The sequence below is a fragment of the Nonomuraea sp. LPB2021202275-12-8 genome (assembly GCF_037044575.1).
Lineage (GTDB): Bacteria > Actinomycetota > Actinomycetes > Streptosporangiales > Streptosporangiaceae > Nonomuraea.
In genome coordinates this window covers 366,273-382,811 of the sequence record NZ_JBAHWD010000003.1, presented here as the reverse complement: position 1 = coordinate 382,811, position 16,539 = coordinate 366,273, and the positions used below count along the sequence as shown (strand labels likewise).

14 protein-coding genes are annotated in these 16,539 nt (G+C 71.3%); 7 read left to right on the top strand and 7 right to left on the bottom strand.

What is annotated here, in order from left to right:
* Positions 1–12: 12 nt before the first annotated feature.
* Positions 13–984, bottom strand: coding sequence for a DUF4349 domain-containing protein (locus tag V5E28_RS08050; RefSeq protein ID WP_336205770.1), 972 nt, complete (start codon positions 982–984; stop codon positions 13–15).
* A 107-nt stretch (positions 985–1,091) separates the two neighbouring features.
* Here V5E28_RS08050 and hemG point away from each other — a divergent pair, with 107 nt between their 5' ends.
* From hemG to V5E28_RS08035, 3 genes are all read left to right on the top strand, one after another.
* On the top strand, positions 1,092–2,495 hold the full coding sequence (gene hemG / locus V5E28_RS08045) for a protoporphyrinogen oxidase (RefSeq protein ID WP_336205769.1): 1,404 nt from the start codon (positions 1,092–1,094) through the stop codon (positions 2,493–2,495).
* A 4-nt stretch (positions 2,496–2,499) separates the two neighbouring features.
* Positions 2,500–3,201 carry a hydrogen peroxide-dependent heme synthase gene (gene hemQ, locus V5E28_RS08040; protein ID WP_336205768.1) on the top strand — a complete coding sequence of 234 codons (702 nt, stop codon included), beginning with the start codon at positions 2,500–2,502 and terminating at the stop codon, positions 3,199–3,201.
* 517 nt (positions 3,202–3,718) lie between these two features.
* Positions 3,719–4,486, top strand: coding sequence for a hypothetical protein (locus tag V5E28_RS08035; RefSeq protein ID WP_336205767.1), 768 nt, complete (start codon positions 3,719–3,721; stop codon positions 4,484–4,486).
* Positions 4,487–4,654: 168 nt separating this feature from the next.
* On the opposite strand, the gene msrB is transcribed toward V5E28_RS08035, so the two are convergent.
* Entirely contained in the window at positions 4,655–5,056 is a 402-nt protein-coding gene (gene msrB / locus V5E28_RS08030; RefSeq protein ID WP_336205766.1) for a peptide-methionine (R)-S-oxide reductase MsrB, read from the bottom strand.
* Between the two features lie 378 nt (positions 5,057–5,434).
* Here msrB and ligD point away from each other — a divergent pair, with 378 nt between their 5' ends.
* Entirely contained in the window at positions 5,435–6,439 is a 1,005-nt protein-coding gene (gene ligD / locus V5E28_RS08025; protein ID WP_336205765.1) for a non-homologous end-joining DNA ligase, read from the top strand.
* Between the two features lie 27 nt (positions 6,440–6,466).
* Here the strand turns inward: ligD and V5E28_RS08020 are convergent, their stop codons facing one another.
* Entirely contained in the window at positions 6,467–8,602 is a 2,136-nt protein-coding gene (locus V5E28_RS08020; RefSeq protein ID WP_336205764.1) for an acyl-CoA dehydrogenase, read from the bottom strand.
* A gap of 386 nt (positions 8,603–8,988) precedes the next feature.
* On the opposite strand from V5E28_RS08020, the gene V5E28_RS08015 reads away from it, so the two are divergent.
* Both V5E28_RS08015 and V5E28_RS08010 read left to right on the top strand, forming a co-directional pair.
* Positions 8,989–9,351: an RNHCP domain-containing protein gene (locus V5E28_RS08015; protein ID WP_442945789.1), complete on the top strand. Its 363-nt coding sequence runs from the start codon at positions 8,989–8,991 to the stop codon at positions 9,349–9,351.
* Positions 9,348–9,773, top strand: a complete 426-nt coding sequence (locus V5E28_RS08010) for an RNHCP domain-containing protein (RefSeq protein ID WP_336205763.1) — start codon at positions 9,348–9,350, stop codon at positions 9,771–9,773. Before V5E28_RS08015 ends, V5E28_RS08010 begins: the two co-directional genes overlap by 4 nt.
* Before the next feature lie 35 nt (positions 9,774–9,808).
* Here the strand turns inward: V5E28_RS08010 and V5E28_RS08005 are convergent, their stop codons facing one another.
* Complete coding sequence (locus V5E28_RS08005) at positions 9,809–10,687, bottom strand: tetratricopeptide repeat protein (RefSeq protein WP_336205762.1); 879 nt, start codon at positions 10,685–10,687, stop codon at positions 9,809–9,811.
* An 18-nt stretch (positions 10,688–10,705) separates the two neighbouring features.
* A complete protein-coding gene (locus V5E28_RS08000; RefSeq protein WP_336205761.1) occupies positions 10,706–12,145 on the bottom strand; it encodes an aldehyde dehydrogenase family protein in 1,440 nt (479 codons plus the stop codon).
* Positions 12,146–12,233: 88 nt separating this feature from the next.
* Between V5E28_RS08000 and V5E28_RS07995 the strand changes: the two genes are divergently transcribed.
* Positions 12,234–12,833 carry a GNAT family N-acetyltransferase gene (locus V5E28_RS07995; protein WP_336205760.1) on the top strand — a complete coding sequence of 200 codons (600 nt, stop codon included), beginning with the start codon at positions 12,234–12,236 and terminating at the stop codon, positions 12,831–12,833.
* Between the two features lie 144 nt (positions 12,834–12,977).
* Here the strand turns inward: V5E28_RS07995 and V5E28_RS07990 are convergent, their stop codons facing one another.
* Positions 12,978–14,693: an ABC transporter ATP-binding protein gene (locus tag V5E28_RS07990; RefSeq protein ID WP_336205759.1), complete on the bottom strand. Its 1,716-nt coding sequence runs from the start codon at positions 14,691–14,693 to the stop codon at positions 12,978–12,980.
* Positions 14,690–16,360: an ABC transporter ATP-binding protein gene (locus V5E28_RS07985; RefSeq protein ID WP_336205758.1), complete on the bottom strand. Its 1,671-nt coding sequence runs from the start codon at positions 16,358–16,360 to the stop codon at positions 14,690–14,692. The genes V5E28_RS07990 and V5E28_RS07985 overlap by 4 nt, the downstream gene beginning before the upstream one ends.
* Positions 16,361–16,539 lie beyond the last annotated feature (179 nt).

The window sequence follows — 16,539 nt, the reverse complement described above, 5'->3', positions numbered from 1 at the left end:
GGCCACGGCCGGTCACGAAGGCTGGGTCTCGGCGGCGGGCACGGCGGCCTGCCGCTCCGGGCGGCGGCGCCGCAGCAGCACGATCGCGAGCACCAGCACCGGCGCCACCACGACCAGCCACGGCAGGACCGTGCCGAGGACGGTGAGCAGGACCTTCAGGAAGGCCACCAGCGACTCCCAGCCCGACTTGAGTCCGCCGAGGAACCCGGCCGGCTCCTCGGTGGGCTCCGTCACCACGGCCGCGGGGCCGACCAGCTGGAGCGTGAGCGTGGCCATGCCGACCTGGGTGGCGAGCTCCTTCTGCTGAGCCTGCAGCGACTCCAGGTCCGCCTCGCGACCGGCGATCTCCCGCTCCACCTGCAGCACCTGACCGATCGTGTCGGCCTTCTTCAGCAGCGTGCGGAGCGAGTCCAAGGCCTGCTGCGCGGACTTGAGGCGGCTCTCGACGTCGGCGACCTGGAGCGTGACGTCCTGGGTGCCCTGCTCGAGCCTGAGCTGCTTGCCCAGGTTCTTGCCCAGTGAGCCCAGCACCTCGGGGTAGCGCGCCGGCGGGATCTTGAACTCCAGAAGGGCCTTGGCCGAGGTCTCCTCGGCCGAGCTGCTCTCCTCCCTGGCCAGATGTCCGCCCGCGGTGGTGACGATCTGCTTGGCCTGCTGGGCGGAGGCGGTGACGTCCTTGGCCCGCACGGTCATGCTCGCCGTGTAGATGACCTGCCGTTCCTGCTGGGTGACCTGGACCTTGGACGCGATGTTCCCGGCGCCTCCGGTCTTCTCCGGGACCGGCCGGCTCAGGTCGCTGTCGGCCGCGGTCTCCCTGGGCGCTCTGGCCTGCGCCTCGGCATCGGGGACCTGCCCGTGCTCCGGGGCCCCGCCCGCGCTGTCGGCGGAGGACGCGGGCGCCATGGTGGCGCCCGAGCCGCACCCCGATAAGAGCAGGGCCGCGCAGGCGGCCGTCAGCGCCACGCCGATCTGATGTCTCCTCATGACCGTAAGACGGACGCCCGCACGCGCCGGTTTGAACGGCGGCGTCACGGTACGGTCACGTGCCCCGAGCAGCCGGGCGGGCCGGTGAGGCGGTAGCGTCAGGAGACGTGGAAGGCAAGCGTGCCCACGTGGTCGTCATCGGAGGCGGGATCTCCGGCCTGGCCGCGGCATGGCATCTCAGACAGGGCGCGGGCGAGCGGATCAAGGTGACGGTGCTCGAAGGCGCGCCCCGCCTCGGCGGCAAGCTGCACGCCTCGGAAGTGGCCGGCGTCAGCGTCGACGCGGGCGCGGAGGCCATGCTGGCCAGACGCCCGGAGGGCAAGGAGCTGGCCAAGGCGGTCGGGCTCGGCGACGACCTGATGACCCCGGGCACCACCAGCTCGGCCGTCTACACCAGGGGGACGCTGCGCGCGCTGCCCAAGGGCCAGTTCATGGGCGTGCCGGCCGACCTGAGCGCGCTGGCGAGGTCCGGCATCCTGTCCCCGGGCGGGCTGGTGCGGGTGCCGCTCGACCAGATCCTGCCCCCCACGCTGGTGCGCACCGACGTGTCCGTCGCCGCCTACATCCGCGCCCGGATGGGCGGCGAGGTGGTCGAGAGGCTGGTGGAGCCGCTGCTCGGCGGCGTCTACGCGGGCCGGGCCGATCTGCTGTCGCTGGAGGCGACGATGCCGCGGGTGGCCGCCGCCGCCCGCTCCGAGCGCTCGCTGCTCACCGCCGCCAGGCAGATCGTCGAGGAGGCGCCCAAGGACGCGGGCCCCGTCTTCACCACGCTCAGAAACGGCGTCGGCAGCCTGCCGGAAGCGGTGGCCAAGGCCTCGGGAGCAGACATCAGGACCGGCGTCACCGCACGCGAGCTGCACCGGACCGAGCACGGCTGGCGGATCGTCACCGGACCGGTGCCGCGGCCCGAGGTGATCGAGGCCGACGCGGTGATCGTGGCCGTGCCGGGGCCCGCCGCGGCCCGGCTGCTCAAGGCGGAGGTGCCCAAGGCGGCGAGCGAGCTGGCCAGGATGGAGTACGCCAGCATGGCCGTCGTCACGCTCGCGTACGCCCTCGACGCCTTCCCCGAGCCGCCCACCGGCAGCGGCTACCTCGTCCCCCCGGTAGAGGGCCGGGCGGTCAAGGCGGTCACGTTCAGCTCGGTCAAGTGGCCCCACCTGACACGCGACCTGGTGATCCTGCGCTGCTCGATCGGCAGGATCGGCGAGGAGCACCTGCTCCACCGCGACGACGCCGAGCTGGTGTCGGTCGCCATGGCCGAGATGGGCGAGGTGATGGGCGTGCGGGCACTGCCCGTCGACAGCCGCGTCACCCGCTGGGGCGGCGCGCTGCCGCAGTACAACGTGGGCCACCTGGACCGGGTGGCCCGCGTCCACGCCGCGGTGGCCATGCAGCCGGCGCTCGCCGTGTGCGGCGCCGCCTATGACGGGCTCGGCATCCCCGCCTGCGTCGCCACTGCTCGCACGGCCGCCTCCCGGATTCTGGACCACCTGGCGCAGGCAGGAGAATGAAGGCATGACAGAGGGCGCTGCGCGGCCGAAGGCCCGCGATCTCAACCAGGTGATCCGCTACACCATGTGGTCGGTCTTCAAGGCGACCGGGCCGGTTCCCGGCGGTCGCGAGAGCATGTCGGAGGAGGTCGAGGAGCTCCTGGAGCAGGCGGCCGGCAAGGACGTGGTCACCCGCGGCCTCTACGACGTGGCCGGGCTCCGGGCCGACGCCGACTACATGTTCTGGTGGCACGCCCCGTCGCCGGAGGACCTGCAGGACGTCTACTCCCGCTTCCGCCGCACCGAGCTGGGCCGCCACAGCACGCCCGTCTGGTCGGCGATGGCGCTGCACCGGCCCGCCGAGTTCAACAAGTCGCACATCCCGGCGTTCCTGGCGGAGGAGGAGCCCAGGGCCTACGTGAGCGTCTACCCGTTCGTCCGCTCCCTGGAGTGGTACCTCCTCGACGACGCCGAGCGCCGCGCGATGCTGGCCGAGCACGGCCGGATGGCGCGCGACTACCCCGACGTGCGCGCCAACACCGTCGCCTGCTTCTCGCTCAACGACTACGAGTGGATGCTCGCCTTCGAGGCCGACGACCTGCACCGCATCGTCGACCTGATGCGCACCCTGCGCGGAGCCCAGGCCAGGCGCCACACCCGGCTGGAGATCCCCTTCTACACCGGCATCCGCAAGCCGGTGCGTGAGCTCGTCTCCGACCTGCCCTAACAGGTCAGCGCGCCGCACAGCCGCCGCGGCGCGTGCGCGACCTGCCATATCCCGTGGCCGCGCGGGACGAACAAGACCGAAGTTGTCGTCCCGCGGATTTGATCTCGCCCTGTTTGTCACAATCAGGGGAATTCTCATGCTCGGTACGGGGCGGGCACGGGGTGGCGCTAGTGGCACGGTCCAAGGGGGCGCCCAAGTGGAGGAGCGCGTAGGCCGGCAACCGTACCGGCATGAGCACGCCCGCCCCGCGGCCCGGCGGCGCGAGGGGGACGCGGCGGAGCGGCGCGACGGGGACACGGCCGGGCTGTCCGGCCGGGTGGGTTCTGGGCGGGGGAGGCATGCCTCCGGGCGGCGGGCTGGTGGACGGCGAACTCCCGGGCGGCGTGCACACGGGCTGCGTGCACAGGGGCGGCGTGCACAGGGGCGGCGTGCACAGGGGCGGCGTGCGCACGGGTGGCGCGCGTACGGGCCAGGGGCCGGCGGGCGGTGGCGTGGTCGGGGGCGCGGCGCGTGGACGGTGGGCGCGGCGGCGGGACTGCTCGCGCTCGCGTTCGGGATCACGGGTGTGTTCGGAGCGGGCCCGCTCGGTGGCCTGCTCGCGGCCACCGCGGCCGAGCCACGCTCGAGCGCCGAAGGTGGCGGCGCGCACGCCGAAGGGTCTTCGGGCGCGGAGGAGAGCAGGGCGGGCGGCGGGACGGTGCCCTCCGATACCGACGCGCGGCGGGCGTCGAAGTCCGGGAACGTGGCGAGCAGCACGCCCGGGACCGCGTCGAAGGAGCCACAGGACGCACGGGCCGCGACGGGTGGGCGGGATCCCGAGTACATGGCGGCCGACCCCGACCTCGCGGGCGATCAGGCGGTGCGGGCCACCCCCGCCGAGACGAGCGGCCCGGACGATCCCGGTCTGGTGGACCCCGATCCGGGCGACACGTCCGGCTACAAGGCCGACGGCCCGTCCAGGCACACCGACCGGCGGGCCATCGACTTCTTCCGCGGCACGTGGGGGAGCGGCGACAAGGCGACCCGCCACATCAAGGACATCCGCACCGTAGGCCGCTATTTACGCATTTACACCGATTTGCCGGAAACGGCGGGAAACTCATCCCGTGCCCTCACCCTCTGCCGGCGGGGGCTGAAGTACCTCAAGGAGGGCGGGATCGCCGAGCCGGTGGTGTTCGTGCAGGCGAGGTTCGGAGAGAACGGTAACCCGGTGCTCGCCAACATCCTCGGCCCCGCAGACCGCGACTGCCGCGTCACCCACCCCGCCCCGAACCGACGCCCCTGACGCGTCCCCGCTAGCGCACCCGCACCCGGGTCTTCCAGCACACCTTGCACCGTTGGGTGACCACGCGGCCTATTGTCTCGATCGTCACCCAACGATGACGAAAATGGACAGGGCTCACAGCTGGCCATTACCCTCGGGTGGCGATCGATACGCACCGTCGCCGGACGATCACTCCGAGGGATCGAGCTTGAGCGACACCGAGTTGATGCAGTAGCGATCATCCGTCGGCGTCGCATAACCCTCGCCGTGGAACACGTGCCCAAGATGCGAGTCACACCGGGCGCACCGCACCTCCGTGCGCACCATCCCGTGGGTGCGATCCTCGATCAGCGTCACCGCGTCCGACTCCGACGGCTGGTAGAAGCTGGGCCAGCCGCAGTGCGAGTCGAACTTCGTGTCGGACCTGAACACCTCGGCTCCGCAGGCGCGGCAGGTGTAGACGCCTTGCGTCTTGGTGTCCACGTACTCGCCGGTGTAGGGCCGCTCGGTGCCCGCCTGCCTGAGCACGTGGAACTCCTCCGGCGAGAGCTGCACCCGCCACTCGTTCTCGCTCTTGACCACCTTGTCCATACGACCAGCGTACGAGATGCGGCAAAAAGAGATTTCCGCAGGGGGAAGCATCCTTTCTGGGATGAATTTGCGTCTTTGTAGGCAAGGGGGTGTCATCGCCTCCTGCAGGGGGGAGATCGTTCGCCTGATCGCCCGAGCGGCACAGCCCACGCCCGTGCTGGAGCCGCCGACGGTCAACAGGCCGGCCGGGTGGCGCGCCAGCGCCCGGAACGGCGTGCGGGTGATCTCAAGAAGCCCGTCCCGTCGAGCCCCCGGTCCCGCCACCGAGGCGGCTCCGGGGCGGGCCCCCGTCCGTGCCTGAGGGCTCCGGCCGGCTGTGTCCCGTTTCGAGGTGTCGCGAGACGGTGATCTTCGGTGGATTGGCGGTAGGTTCGTTTCATGGCTTCGCCGTACATAGAGCTTGAGGTGGGGGAGAGGACCGTTAAGGTCACCAACCCCGACAAGGTGTACTTTCCGGAGATCGGCGCCACGAAGCGCGAGCTCGTCGAGTACTACGTGAGCGTGGGCGAGGGGGCGCTGCGGGCCTTGAAGGATCGGCCCACGAATCTCAAGCGGCATCCCGACGGGGTGCAGAGTGAGGCGATCTACCAGAAGAGGATGCCGCCCAAGCATCCCGACTGGCTCGAGACCGTCACCGTCACCTTTCCCAGCGGGCGCAAGGCCGACTCGTTGAGGGTGACCGAGGTCGCCGCCATCGCCTACTGCGCGAATCTGGGGACCATCGACTTCCACCCGTGGCAGGTGCGCGCGGCCGACGTGGAGCATCCGGACGAGCTGCGTCTCGATCTGGACCCGCAGCCGGGGATGGGCTTCGAGGCGGCGCGGAAGGCGGCGTTCCTGGCGCGGGAGGTGCTGGAGGAGCTCGGTATGACCGGGTTCGTGAAGACGTCGGGCAACCGGGGCGTGCACATCGCGGTGCGCATCGAGCCGCGCTGGGACTTCGTCGAGGTGCGGCACGCGGGGATCGCCCTGGCCAGGGCGGTGGAGGAGCGCGACCCGGACCTGGTGACCACCGCCTGGTGGAAGGAGGAGCGGGGCGAGCGCGTCTTCATCGACTTCAACCAGAACGCCCGCGACCGGACCATCGCCAGCGCCTACTCCGTCAGGGCTCAGCCGCACGCGCCCGTCTCCACACCGCTCACCTGGGACGAGCTGGCCGACGCCGACCCGCGTGACTTCGACATCCGGACCGTGCCGGCCCGCTTCGCCGAGCTGGGGGACGTGCACGCCGCCATCGACGACCGCGCGTACTCCATCGAGGCGCTGCTCGACTGGTACCAGAAGGACGAACGCGGAGATATGCCTTATCCGCCGAACTATCCGAAGATGCCCGGCGAGCCCAAGCGAGTGCAGCCGAGCAAGGCACGCCACGACGAGGAATGACCGGCGGGGGCGCCACGCCCGCCGCGGTCACGGGTCGCGGGGCAGGCCGAGAGCGCGTTCGGCGATGATGTTGAGCTGGACCTCGGTGGTGCCGCCGCCGATGGTGAACGCGCGGGTGGTCAGGATCATGCGGCTCCAGTGAGGGCTCGCCGGGTCCAGCGACCAGCAGAACTCCGAGATCGCCTGGGAGTGACGCATGCCGAGCAGCTTGCGCACGCTGGAGGCGGTGCCGCCACCGCCGCCCGAGAGCTGGGAGAGCGTCACGCGCAGGCCGAGCGCCGAGATGGCCTGACCTTCGGCCCAGAGGCGGCCCGCCTGCTCGCGCTGCGACTCGCGCAACGGCCCGAGTCCGGCGATGAGCTTGACCATGTCCGTGTGCTGGGACCCGGGGCCCCAGGAGTCGCCCAGCGCGACCCGCTCATGCGAGAGCGTGTCGCGGGCGACCCGCCAGCCGCCGTCCACCTCCCCGACGACCAGCTCGTCGGGGACGAACACGTCGTCGAGGAAGACCTCGTTGAAGATCTCCTCGCCGTTGATCTCCTTGAGCGGCTTGACGGTGACCCCCGGAGATGACATCTCCACCAGGAAGTACGTAATCCCCTCATGCTTGGATTTTTCCGGTGATGTCCGGGCGAGGCAGATTCCCCAGTGGGCGTACTGCGCCAGCGACGTCCAGATCTTCTGCCCCGTCAGGCTCCACCCGCCCTCCACCCGCGTCGCCCTGGTCGACAGTCCCGCCAGATCGGAACCGGCCCCCGGTTCGCTGAAGAGCTGGCACCACACGATCTCACCGCCGAACGTCCCCGGCAGGAACCGTTCCTGCTGCTCGCGCGTGCCGTAGCCGACGATGGACGGCACCGCCCAGGCGGCGATGCCCAGGTTCGGCCGCTTGAGGTCGCGGAACTCCTGGTGGATGATCACCTGCTGCAGCGGCGATGCCCCCCGTCCCCACGGCTCCGGCAGGTAGGGCATGATCCACCCTTCCCGCGCGAACCGCTGCCTCCTGTCCGCCGGCTCCTCGGCCCGCAACGACTCCGCTTGCGCCCTGATCGCGTCCCGGACCGCCGCGGCCTCCTCGGGCAGGTCCGGCTCCATCCGCCGCCGGACCCCGGCGACCGCCAGCTCCGCGACCTCCCCGGCCCACACGCCGGGATCGCCGGTCAGCATCCGGTCGGACAGCGCTCTGCGGTAGTAGCGGTGCGCGTCGTGCTCGAAGGTGTAGCCGATGCCGCCCAGCACCTGGATCGCGTCGGCCGCGCAGCGCACGGCCGCGTCCGGCGCCAGCACCGCCGCCACGCCGGCCGCCAGCGACACCTCGCCCGGCGTCCGGACGTCCTCGGCGGTGGTCCGGCCCGCACGTCCGTCCCGCGCTTCGGCCAAAGCTCGCGAGGTACGGTCCGCGTGCTCGTCCAGCGCTCTGGCCGCATCCCAGACGGCGGCCCGAGCCTGCTCCAAGGCCACCAGCGCGGCGGCCACCCGGTGCTTGACGCCCTGGAACTGCCCGATCGGCCGCCCGAACTGCTCGCGCACCCTGGCATGATCGGCGGCGGTCGCCACCGCCCAGGCGGCCAGCCCGCACGCATCCGCGCCGAGCACCACCGCGGCCAGCTCCCGCACCGGCACCGCGCCGAGCACCCGCTCGGGGCGTACGGCGCGCGGCACCACCTGGCAGAGGGCGCGATCCGGGTCCACCCCGCCGACCGGCTCGGCCGACACGTCGTCGCGATCGAGCAACGCCCACTCGCCGTCGCCTGCGGGCACCAGGAACAGATCGGCGTCCGCCGCCCCGAGTGCGAGGCCACCTCCGCCGGCCATGGACGGTGCGGAGCCCGCGGGCGCGGGATCGCGGTCGTGCAGGACGACGGCCGCGGTCAGCGAGCCGTCGGCGAGCCCGCCGAGCAGGCCATCGGCCGCGGGGGAGCGGGCGGCGACCGCTGCGGCGAGCACGGCGGGCAGGTAGGCGCCGGACGCGCGCCGCTCGCCGAGCACCTCCAGCGCCACGCACAGCTCCAGCAGCCCGTAGCCCTGCCCGCCGTGCTCCTCCGGCAGGTGCAGCCCGAGCACGCCCTGCCCGGCCAGTGCCTCATGCGCCACGGTGCGCCCCGCCAGCCCGCGAACGGACTCGGCGAGTGCCCGATGTTCCTCGGTCAGCCCGATAGCCATGGGCCCGAATCTAGAACCTTATTCGGTCAATCTCCAGGGGTCGCGGACAGGCAACATGGTGGCCGCGCGCCTCCGGCTTCGTGACGCCGATAAATCGATGGCGATCCGGGAGACCGGGCGGTTACGCTCGCCGATGTCCGTTGGATACGTCACTGGGCTGTCATGCCCTGGAAAGCGGGGGGTCTATGCCTCGGTCCGCGCCAAGCGCGCCTCGTCGTACCGTGGTCCGATCCCGCCACTGACACGTCACCTCTGACCGGCCGTACGCGCGTGCCCACGTACGCGCCCCGTATCGCCGTGCCCGCGCACGCGGGCACCGGTCGCGAGGCCCGCATGGCGCTTCCTTGCTGCTCTTTCTTCACCATTCCGGCAAGGAGTACCCCAAGGTGTCCAACAACAAGACCCGTTCCGTCCTGACCAGTACGTTCCCATGCGTGCGCTGTGGCCTGACCGTGACCGCCGCCGCTCCCGACGGCTCTCGCCGTAACCACTGCCCGAGCTGCCTGCACTCGCTGCACGTCTTCGACCGCGCCGAGGGCGGGCCGTCGGAGTGCGGGTCGCGGATGACGCCGATCTCGATCGCGGTGCTGCGGACCGGCGACTGGATGATCATCCATCGCTGCACCCGCTGCGGCGAGCTGACGTCCAACCCGATCTGCGGGGACGACAACCAGCTCATCCTCATGCGGATGGCCGTCCGCCCGCTCGCGCAGCCGCCGTTCCCGCTGGAAACGTTCGGTGACCTGTGACGAGCCCGGACGGAGGACGCGCGCCTCGAAGGAAACGCGCCGGGCGCAGGCCGCAACGGCGCAAGGACGTCAGGCACGGCGAGCCGGGCGACGCGTTCCGCTGCGTCGGCTGCCGGCTGGACGTGCCGGTCATCGCGCCCGGCACCGCCCACCGCAACCACTGCCCGCACTGCCTGACCAGCCTGCACGTCGATCACCGGATCCCCGGTGACCGGCGGGCGAGCTGCCGGGGCCGGATGGCGGCGCTGAGCGTCTCGGTCCGCCAGGACGGCGAGTGGCTGATCATCCACCACTGCCAGTCCTGCGGCGGCCTCAGCGCCAACCGCATCGCGGGCGACGACAACGCGCTCGCCCTGCTCCGCATCGCGATCAGGCCGCTGTCGGACAGCAGGATGCCCGTCAACGCCCTGCTCGCCCTCTGAGAGCCCGTGCCGGCGGCCCGCCGCCGGCACGGGCGTCAGTCGTCGCCGAACTCCAGCTGCAGGGCGCGGGTGAAGTCGGCCACCGCCTCCTCGTGCCGGTCCAGCTCCTGGTAGATCTCGCCGCGCACGCGGTAGGCCCAGATGTAGTCCTCGTCCAACTCGATCGCCCGGTCCAGGTCCTTCAGCGCGCCCTCGTTGTCGCCCATCTCGCTCAGCACCGCGCCGCGGCTGCCCAGCGCCCGGTCGTTGTCCGGGTCCAGCTCGACCGCCCGGTTCAGGTCCTCCAGCGCCTCCTCGTAGCGGTCGATCATGCGCAGCGCCTCGCCCCGCCTGCTGTACGCGCGCACGTACCCGGGCTCTGCCTCCAGCGCGGTGGAGTAGTCGGCGATGGCCTCGGCGTACAGGCCCATGCGCTGGTAGAGGTCGCCGCGGGCCAGCCAGGAGTAGGCGAGATCCTCGTTCAGGACGATGATCCTGGCGTGCAGATCCAGCGCGTCCTCAAGCCGGTCCAGGTCGGCCAGCGCGTCCGCCTTCGCCTCCAGGATCCACAGCGACTCCGGCGTCAGCGTCAGGGCGTGCTCGAAGTCGGCCAGGGCCTCCTCGAAGCGCCCGAGCGCGGCGTGGGCCTGGCCGCGCGAGCCGAGGGCGTAGGAGCTGTCCGGCTCCAGCTTGAGCGACTCGTCGAAGTCGGAGATCGCGGCCTCGTACCTGTCGATGATCCGGTGGCTCTCCCCGCGCAGCCGCCACGCCCTGGCGTTGTCGGGCACGAGGGCGATCGACTCGGTCAGATCCGCGATCGCCGCATCATGGCGGCCCAGCGCGATGTACGATTCGGCGCGGCTGCGCAGCACGGAGGCGCGCGACTGGGCCGCGGCCTCGGACCGCTCCGGCTGGTCGATGATCCCCTCGCTCATGACCGGAAATCTATCTGACTAAATGCTGATAATGGCTGCCTTTTCACGCGTGTATTCGAGGACGGCGTCGTGGCCGTACCCGCTGTCCTTGATGCCCCCGAACGGCAGGCCCGGGGGCATCTGCCGGAAGGTGTTCACCCACACCGTGCCGCTCTGCAGATCCCGTACGAACCGGTGCGCGCGCCCCAGATCGCGCGTCCACACCCCGGCGGCCAGGCCGTAGACGGAGTCGTTGGCGATCTCCAGCGCCTCCTCGTCCGACTCGAACGGGATCGCCACCGCCACCGGGCCGAAGATCTCCTCCTGGCAGACGCGCAGCGAGTTGTCCGTCACCGTGTAGAGCGTGGGGGACACCCAGTAGCCGCCCGGCAGGTGCGGCACCACGTCGGCGCCCGTCCTGCCGCCGAAGAGCAGCTCGGCGCCCTCCTTCTCGGCGATGCCCAGATAGGACGTGACGCGCTCGTACTGCTCGGCCGAGACGATCGGGCCCATCGTGGTCGCGAGGTCCAGCGGGTCGTCCAGCACCAGGCCGCCGGCGATCAGTTCGATCCGCGCCAGCAGGTCGTCCCAGACGGCGCGATGGACGAGGATCCGCGAGCCGGCCACGCAGACCTGGCCGGCGTTCCCGGTGTAGATGGAGTTCACGGTGACGCCTTCGGCGGCCGCGTCCAGATCAGCATCCTGAAAGACGATATTTGGGGATTTGCCGCCCAGTTCGAACGTGAGCGGCTTGAGCGCGTCGGCCGAGGCCCTGGTGATCGCCTGTCCCGTCGCCGTCGAACCCGTCAGGCTGACCTTGCCCACCCCGCGGTGCCGCACCAGAGCGTCGCCCACCTCCTCGCCCAGCCCGCTGACGATGTTCAGCACCCCGGGCGGGAACACCCCCGCCAGCAGCTCGCCCAGCCGTAGCACCGAGGCGCTCGCCTGCTCGGCCGGCTTGACGATCACCGTGTTCCCCGCTGCCAGCGCGTAGGCGGCCTTGGCCGAGAACGTCGAGATGGGGGAGTTCCACGGAATGACACAGACGGCCACCCCGTACGGCTCCCGCCGCGTCAGGCCGAGCTGGTCCGGCCCCAGGATCACCGTGTCGCCCTTGACCGCGTCCAGGCACTGGCCCGCCGCGATCTCCCACAGGTACGTCATGCCGGGCAGGTCCTTCTTCAGGGTGTCGCGCAGGATCCTGCCGTTGTCCCTGGTCTCCAGCCTGGCGAGCTCCTCGGCGTGCTCGGCGAAGACCTGCGCCACCTTGCGCAGGAAGCGCGCCCTGCCCAGCGCGGGCATCGCCGCCCAGCCGGGGAACGCCCGCCGCGCCGCCTCGACGGCGGCCTCGGCGTCGGGGCGTCCGCTCGCCGGCACCTGCGTCCACACCTCGCCGGTCGCCGGGTTCACCGAGTCCATGGTCGCGCCGCCGGTCGCGGGGACCAGTTCGCCGCCGATCAGGTTCCTGTAGTCAGCCACGTGACCAAGCATATGCTTGCTTGATGTGCGCGGCCAGGGGCGGGCCCGCCGGCGGCCGGCAGTCCGCCGAGCGGCATAATGTCCAATCGTGCGAACTGAGCTGACCTGGCCGGATACCGCCGACGAAGCCCTGCTGTCCGCCGTGCACCGGGTGATGCACGCCGTCGCCGAGCTCGGCGGAGCCATCGGCTACCTCGAGCCGCCCGGCCGCGAACAGACCGACCCCTGGGTGGAGGAGACGCTGAAAGCCGTCAGGAACGGCGACGCCCGCCTCGCCCTCGCCACGGTGGACGGGGTCGTCGAAGGCATGGGCCTGTGGCGGCGCGAACCGGTGGCCGTGTTCGCCCACTCGGCGGAGGTGGGCAAGATCATGGCCCACCCGTCGGCCCGGGGCCTCGGCCTGGGCGGGCGGATCGTCTCCGCGCTCACCGCCAGCGCCCGCGAGGCCGGCATCGAAACGCTCAGGCTCAGCGTCCGGGGCAACAACCACGGCGCGATCGGGCTGTACGAGGCGCTCGGGTTCAAGGAGTGGGGCCGGCTCCCGAACGTGGTCGAAGTGGGCAGGCGGCGCTTCGACGAGGTGCACATGTTCCTCGACCTCGGCAAGGCGCCGGACGTCATCCTGCACGGCTCCGCCCCCGGCGGCCCCGGCTCGTCCCCCCGCAGACCGGCGGCCGGCTCCCTCTGACCTCCGCGTCCATCGCCTCGCAGGCGGTCCGATGGCTTCAGCCGCCGGCGGGGAGCTTCTGGCCACCGGCGGCCGCGACGACCTCGTGCTGCTGTGGGACATCGGGCGACCACCGGTACCCGCGCTGCCTGGCTTCACACGGGTTCAATCACCCAGCGCGGGCGCCGCGGAGACAGACCAGAAGTCGGCGTAGCGGCCACCGCGGTGCAGCAGTTCGTCGTGGGCGCCATCCTCCGCGATCCGGCCGTCGTCCAGGAAGACGATGCGGTCAGCGCGCCGGACGGTGCGCAGCCGGTGCGCCACCATCACCACCGTCCGGCCCGCCATCAGGCGTTCGATGCCCTCGTGGAGGGCCGCCTCGTTCACCGGGTCGAGCGCGGAGGTGACCTCGTCGAGCAGCACGATGGGCGCGTTCTTCAGCAGCGCTCGCGCGATCGAGACACGCTGGCGCTCACCGCCCGACAGCAGTGCGCCGCCCTCGCCGACGTTGGTCGCCCATCCGCCGGGCAGTCGCTCGATCACCTCGTCCAGCCGCGCCGCGGTCGCCGCCGCCCGTACCTCGGCCTCGGAGGCGTCGGGACGGCCGAGGCGCACGTTCTCCTCGATCGTGCCGTCGAAGAGATAGACGTCCTGGAAGACGATGGCGATCTGCTCCATCAACACCTCGGTGCTGATCGCGCGCACGTCCACACCTCCCATGCGCACTGCGCCCGCGTCCACGTCGTAGAACCGGGCGAGCAACTGCAGCAGGGTGCTCTTGCCCGCCCCCGACGGCCCGACGACGGCCAGCCGCTGCCCCTGCGGCACGGACAGCGACAGGTCGTCGATCACCGTACGGTCGCCGTGCCGGAAGGAGACGGACTCGAACTCCAGGTCATAGCGCTCCGGCCGGATCGGTTCGCGGGGTTCCGGCAGCGGCTCGGTGCGCAACACCTGGTCGAGCCTGTCCAGCTCGGACCGTGCGCTGCGCAGTTTGCCGCCGATGTCAGACAGCGACAGCAGCGGATCGGCGCAGCGGGCGGCGAGCACCAGGATCGTCAGGAGCTCCGCCGCGCCGATGTTCCCGCCGAGCGCGAGGTAGCCGCCCAGGACCAGCAGGGCGGTGAAGATCGCTTGCACCGTGAGCGTCAGGCCCACCATGCCGGGCAGCGTCGCCAGCACGGTACGGCGGGAGGCGCGCTGGACCTCCCGCAGCGAGTCGTCGAGCATCGTGAACCGTTCGCCGGTCCGTCCGCCGGCTCGCAGCACCGGCTGGGCCTGAAGATACTCGATGACCCGCCCGGTGGCTTCCTTGTCGCGTTCGTGCCGCTCGGCATCGGTGGCGGCCACCGAGCGTGCCGTCCAGGCCATGATCGCCGCCACGACGGGTGCGGCCAGCAGCGCGGCCAGCCCCAGTTGCCAGTTGAAGGCGAGCATCACGGCGACGATCGTCACGGGAGTCACGAGGGCGGAGATGAACGGCGCCAGCAGGTGCGCCGCCACGCCCATCGCCTCCAGGAGGCCGCGGCTGGCCATGACGGACACCTCGCCGACCCGCCCGGTGTCGTACCAGCCGATGGGCAGTCGGGCCAGGTGCTCGCCGAGCCGGTGGTACATGCCACGCAGCATGGTGGTCCCCACCCGCATACCGGACAGATCGCTGAAGTAGCGCAGAACGGCGTAGGCCGCGACCGCGGTGCCGAACGCGATCAGCCACGGCCCGGCATCGGCCGGCGTGCTGCCGAGCAGTGCCCGCAGTACCGGGATCAGCAGGGCGTAGGACAGGCCCTCGGCGATGGCGGTCGCCGTCATGAGGGCCACGGTGGCGCGCATGGCCCTGGCGTACTGGTGTCCCAGCACGCGCAGCAGCATTCGGATCATCGGGGCTGGTCTCCTTGGATCGCGGCTTGGTGGGATCGCCAGAGCGCGGCGAACCTGCCGTTCTGTGCCAGCAGGTCGGCGGGGCTGCCGCGCTCGACGATCGACCCGTTGTCCAGCACTACGACGGTGTCGGCGTCGGCGACCGTCTCCAGGCGATGCGCGATGACCAGAAGGGTCCGATCACCCGCCGACTTCGCCAGAGCCCGGCGCACCGCCTGTTCGGTCTGCGGGTCGGCGAAGGAGGTCGCCTCGTCCAACACCAGAACGGGCGCGTCGGCGAGCAGCGCGCGGGCGAGCGAGATGCGCTGTGCCTCGCCACCCGAGAGCCGGGCCTCTTGGCCGATCACCGTGTCGTACCCGCGCGGCAGCTGAAGAATTCGGTCATGAATGTTGGCCTGCCGGGCGGCGCGTACCACGTCGTCACGGTCGGCATGCGGTACGGCCAGCGCGATGTTGTCGGTGACCGAGGCGCGCAGCAGGCGAACGTCCTGGAAGACGAAGGAGACCGTCCGGTAGAGGTCCCGGCTGCCGATCTCGCGCAGGTCGACACCGCCCAGCCGTACCGAGCCGTGGGTCGGGTCGAAGAACCTCGGCAACAACTGGACCAGCGTGGACTTCCCGCTTCCCGACGAGCCGACGAGCGCGGTGACCGTCCCCGGTTCGAGGACCAGGTCGATCCCGCGCAGCACCTCGTGACCGGCCTCGTAGGCGAAGCGGACGCCGCGCAGTTCCACCCGGTGCCCCCGTGGCGCGACCGGGTGCGCGGGCTCCGGCAGCGGCGACACCTGGAGCACGTCGCGGATCCGGCCGACCGCGCGCCGGGCGGCCTGCATGTCGTCGAAGCCGTGGCCGAGGGCCGCCACCGGCGCGGTCAGGCCCAGTCCGAGCAGCAGGAAGGGCAGTAGGTCCGCGGGGGTCAGGGATCCGCGCGTGATCAGAGCCGCGCCGCCGATCAGCACGACCAGCAGCACGAACGGCGGCGACAGCGCCAGCTGCATCCCGGCGGCGACCAGGGACATGCCACGCACCCACCGGGAGAAGACGCTGACGAAATCGTCGGTGGCCTTGAGGAACTTATGGTGCGCGCGCTCGGATCCGCCGAACGCCTTGACCACCGCGATGCCCTGCACGAACTCGACGACCGAACCCGCGATCCGTCCCATGGCCGCGTCGAACTCCTCCTGCTCGCGCTGCCGTGCGGGGAGCATCAGCAGTGGGACCAGCAGTATCGCCATCATCACCGGTATCAGCGTGATCAGCGTGAGCCGCCAGTCGACGGCGAACAGGTAGATCAGCGACACCAGCGGCACCATGAATGCGGAGACGACCTCGCCCGGCGCGTGGGCGATGAACGGGTGCACGGCACTGACGTCCTCACCCACCACCTTGGCCAGTTCGCCTGTCCGGCGCCGGAAGAACCAGCCAATCGGCACCCGCCCCAGCCGCGCGGCCAACTGCCGCCGCAACGACAGCTGCACCCGGCCGTCGAGAAGATGCCCGAGGCCGGACGACGCGGCCGTGAACACCAGCCGGACCAGCAAGCCGACCACACCCCCGATCACCACCGGCCACACATGACCGTGATGGATCGGGCCGGGGGCCAACAGGGCACGACCCAGTTCGACGACCGCCAGCAGCGGCGCCAAACCCGCAAGAGCGCCGATCATCTGCAGGATGACAACGAGCGCGAAAGGCCATCCATACGGACGCAACAGCCGCGTCATGCTCTGTCCCGTCTCGGGGTCGGCATCTGATGGCGGTGGGGACTGTTCTCTGGCCTGGGCGAAGCCGGTGGCGGTCATCGCCCTCCTTTCTTCGTCGAACTCATAGGGAGGGCGCGGATGTC

Excerpts from the sequence above, each read along its gene's own strand:
- V5E28_RS08050 (WP_336205770.1), bottom strand. The coding sequence starts at position 984 with ATGAGGAGACATCAGATCGGCGTGGCGCTGACGGCCGCCTGCGCGGCC.
- V5E28_RS07985 (WP_336205758.1), bottom strand. The coding sequence starts at position 16,360 with ATGATCGGCGCTCTTGCGGGTTTGGCGCCGCTGCTGGCGGTCGTCGAA.
- hemQ (WP_336205768.1), top strand. The coding sequence starts at position 2,500 with ATGACAGAGGGCGCTGCGCGGCCGAAGGCCCGCGATCTCAACCAGGTG.
- msrB (WP_336205766.1), bottom strand. The coding sequence starts at position 5,056 with ATGGACAAGGTGGTCAAGAGCGAGAACGAGTGGCGGGTGCAGCTCTCG.
- ligD (WP_336205765.1), top strand. The coding sequence starts at position 5,435 with ATGGCTTCGCCGTACATAGAGCTTGAGGTGGGGGAGAGGACCGTTAAG.
- V5E28_RS07990 (WP_336205759.1), bottom strand. The coding sequence starts at position 14,693 with ATGATCCGAATGCTGCTGCGCGTGCTGGGACACCAGTACGCCAGGGCC.
- V5E28_RS08005 (WP_336205762.1), bottom strand. The coding sequence starts at position 10,687 with ATGAGCGAGGGGATCATCGACCAGCCGGAGCGGTCCGAGGCCGCGGCC.
- V5E28_RS08020 (WP_336205764.1), bottom strand. The coding sequence starts at position 8,602 with ATGGCTATCGGGCTGACCGAGGAACATCGGGCACTCGCCGAGTCCGTT.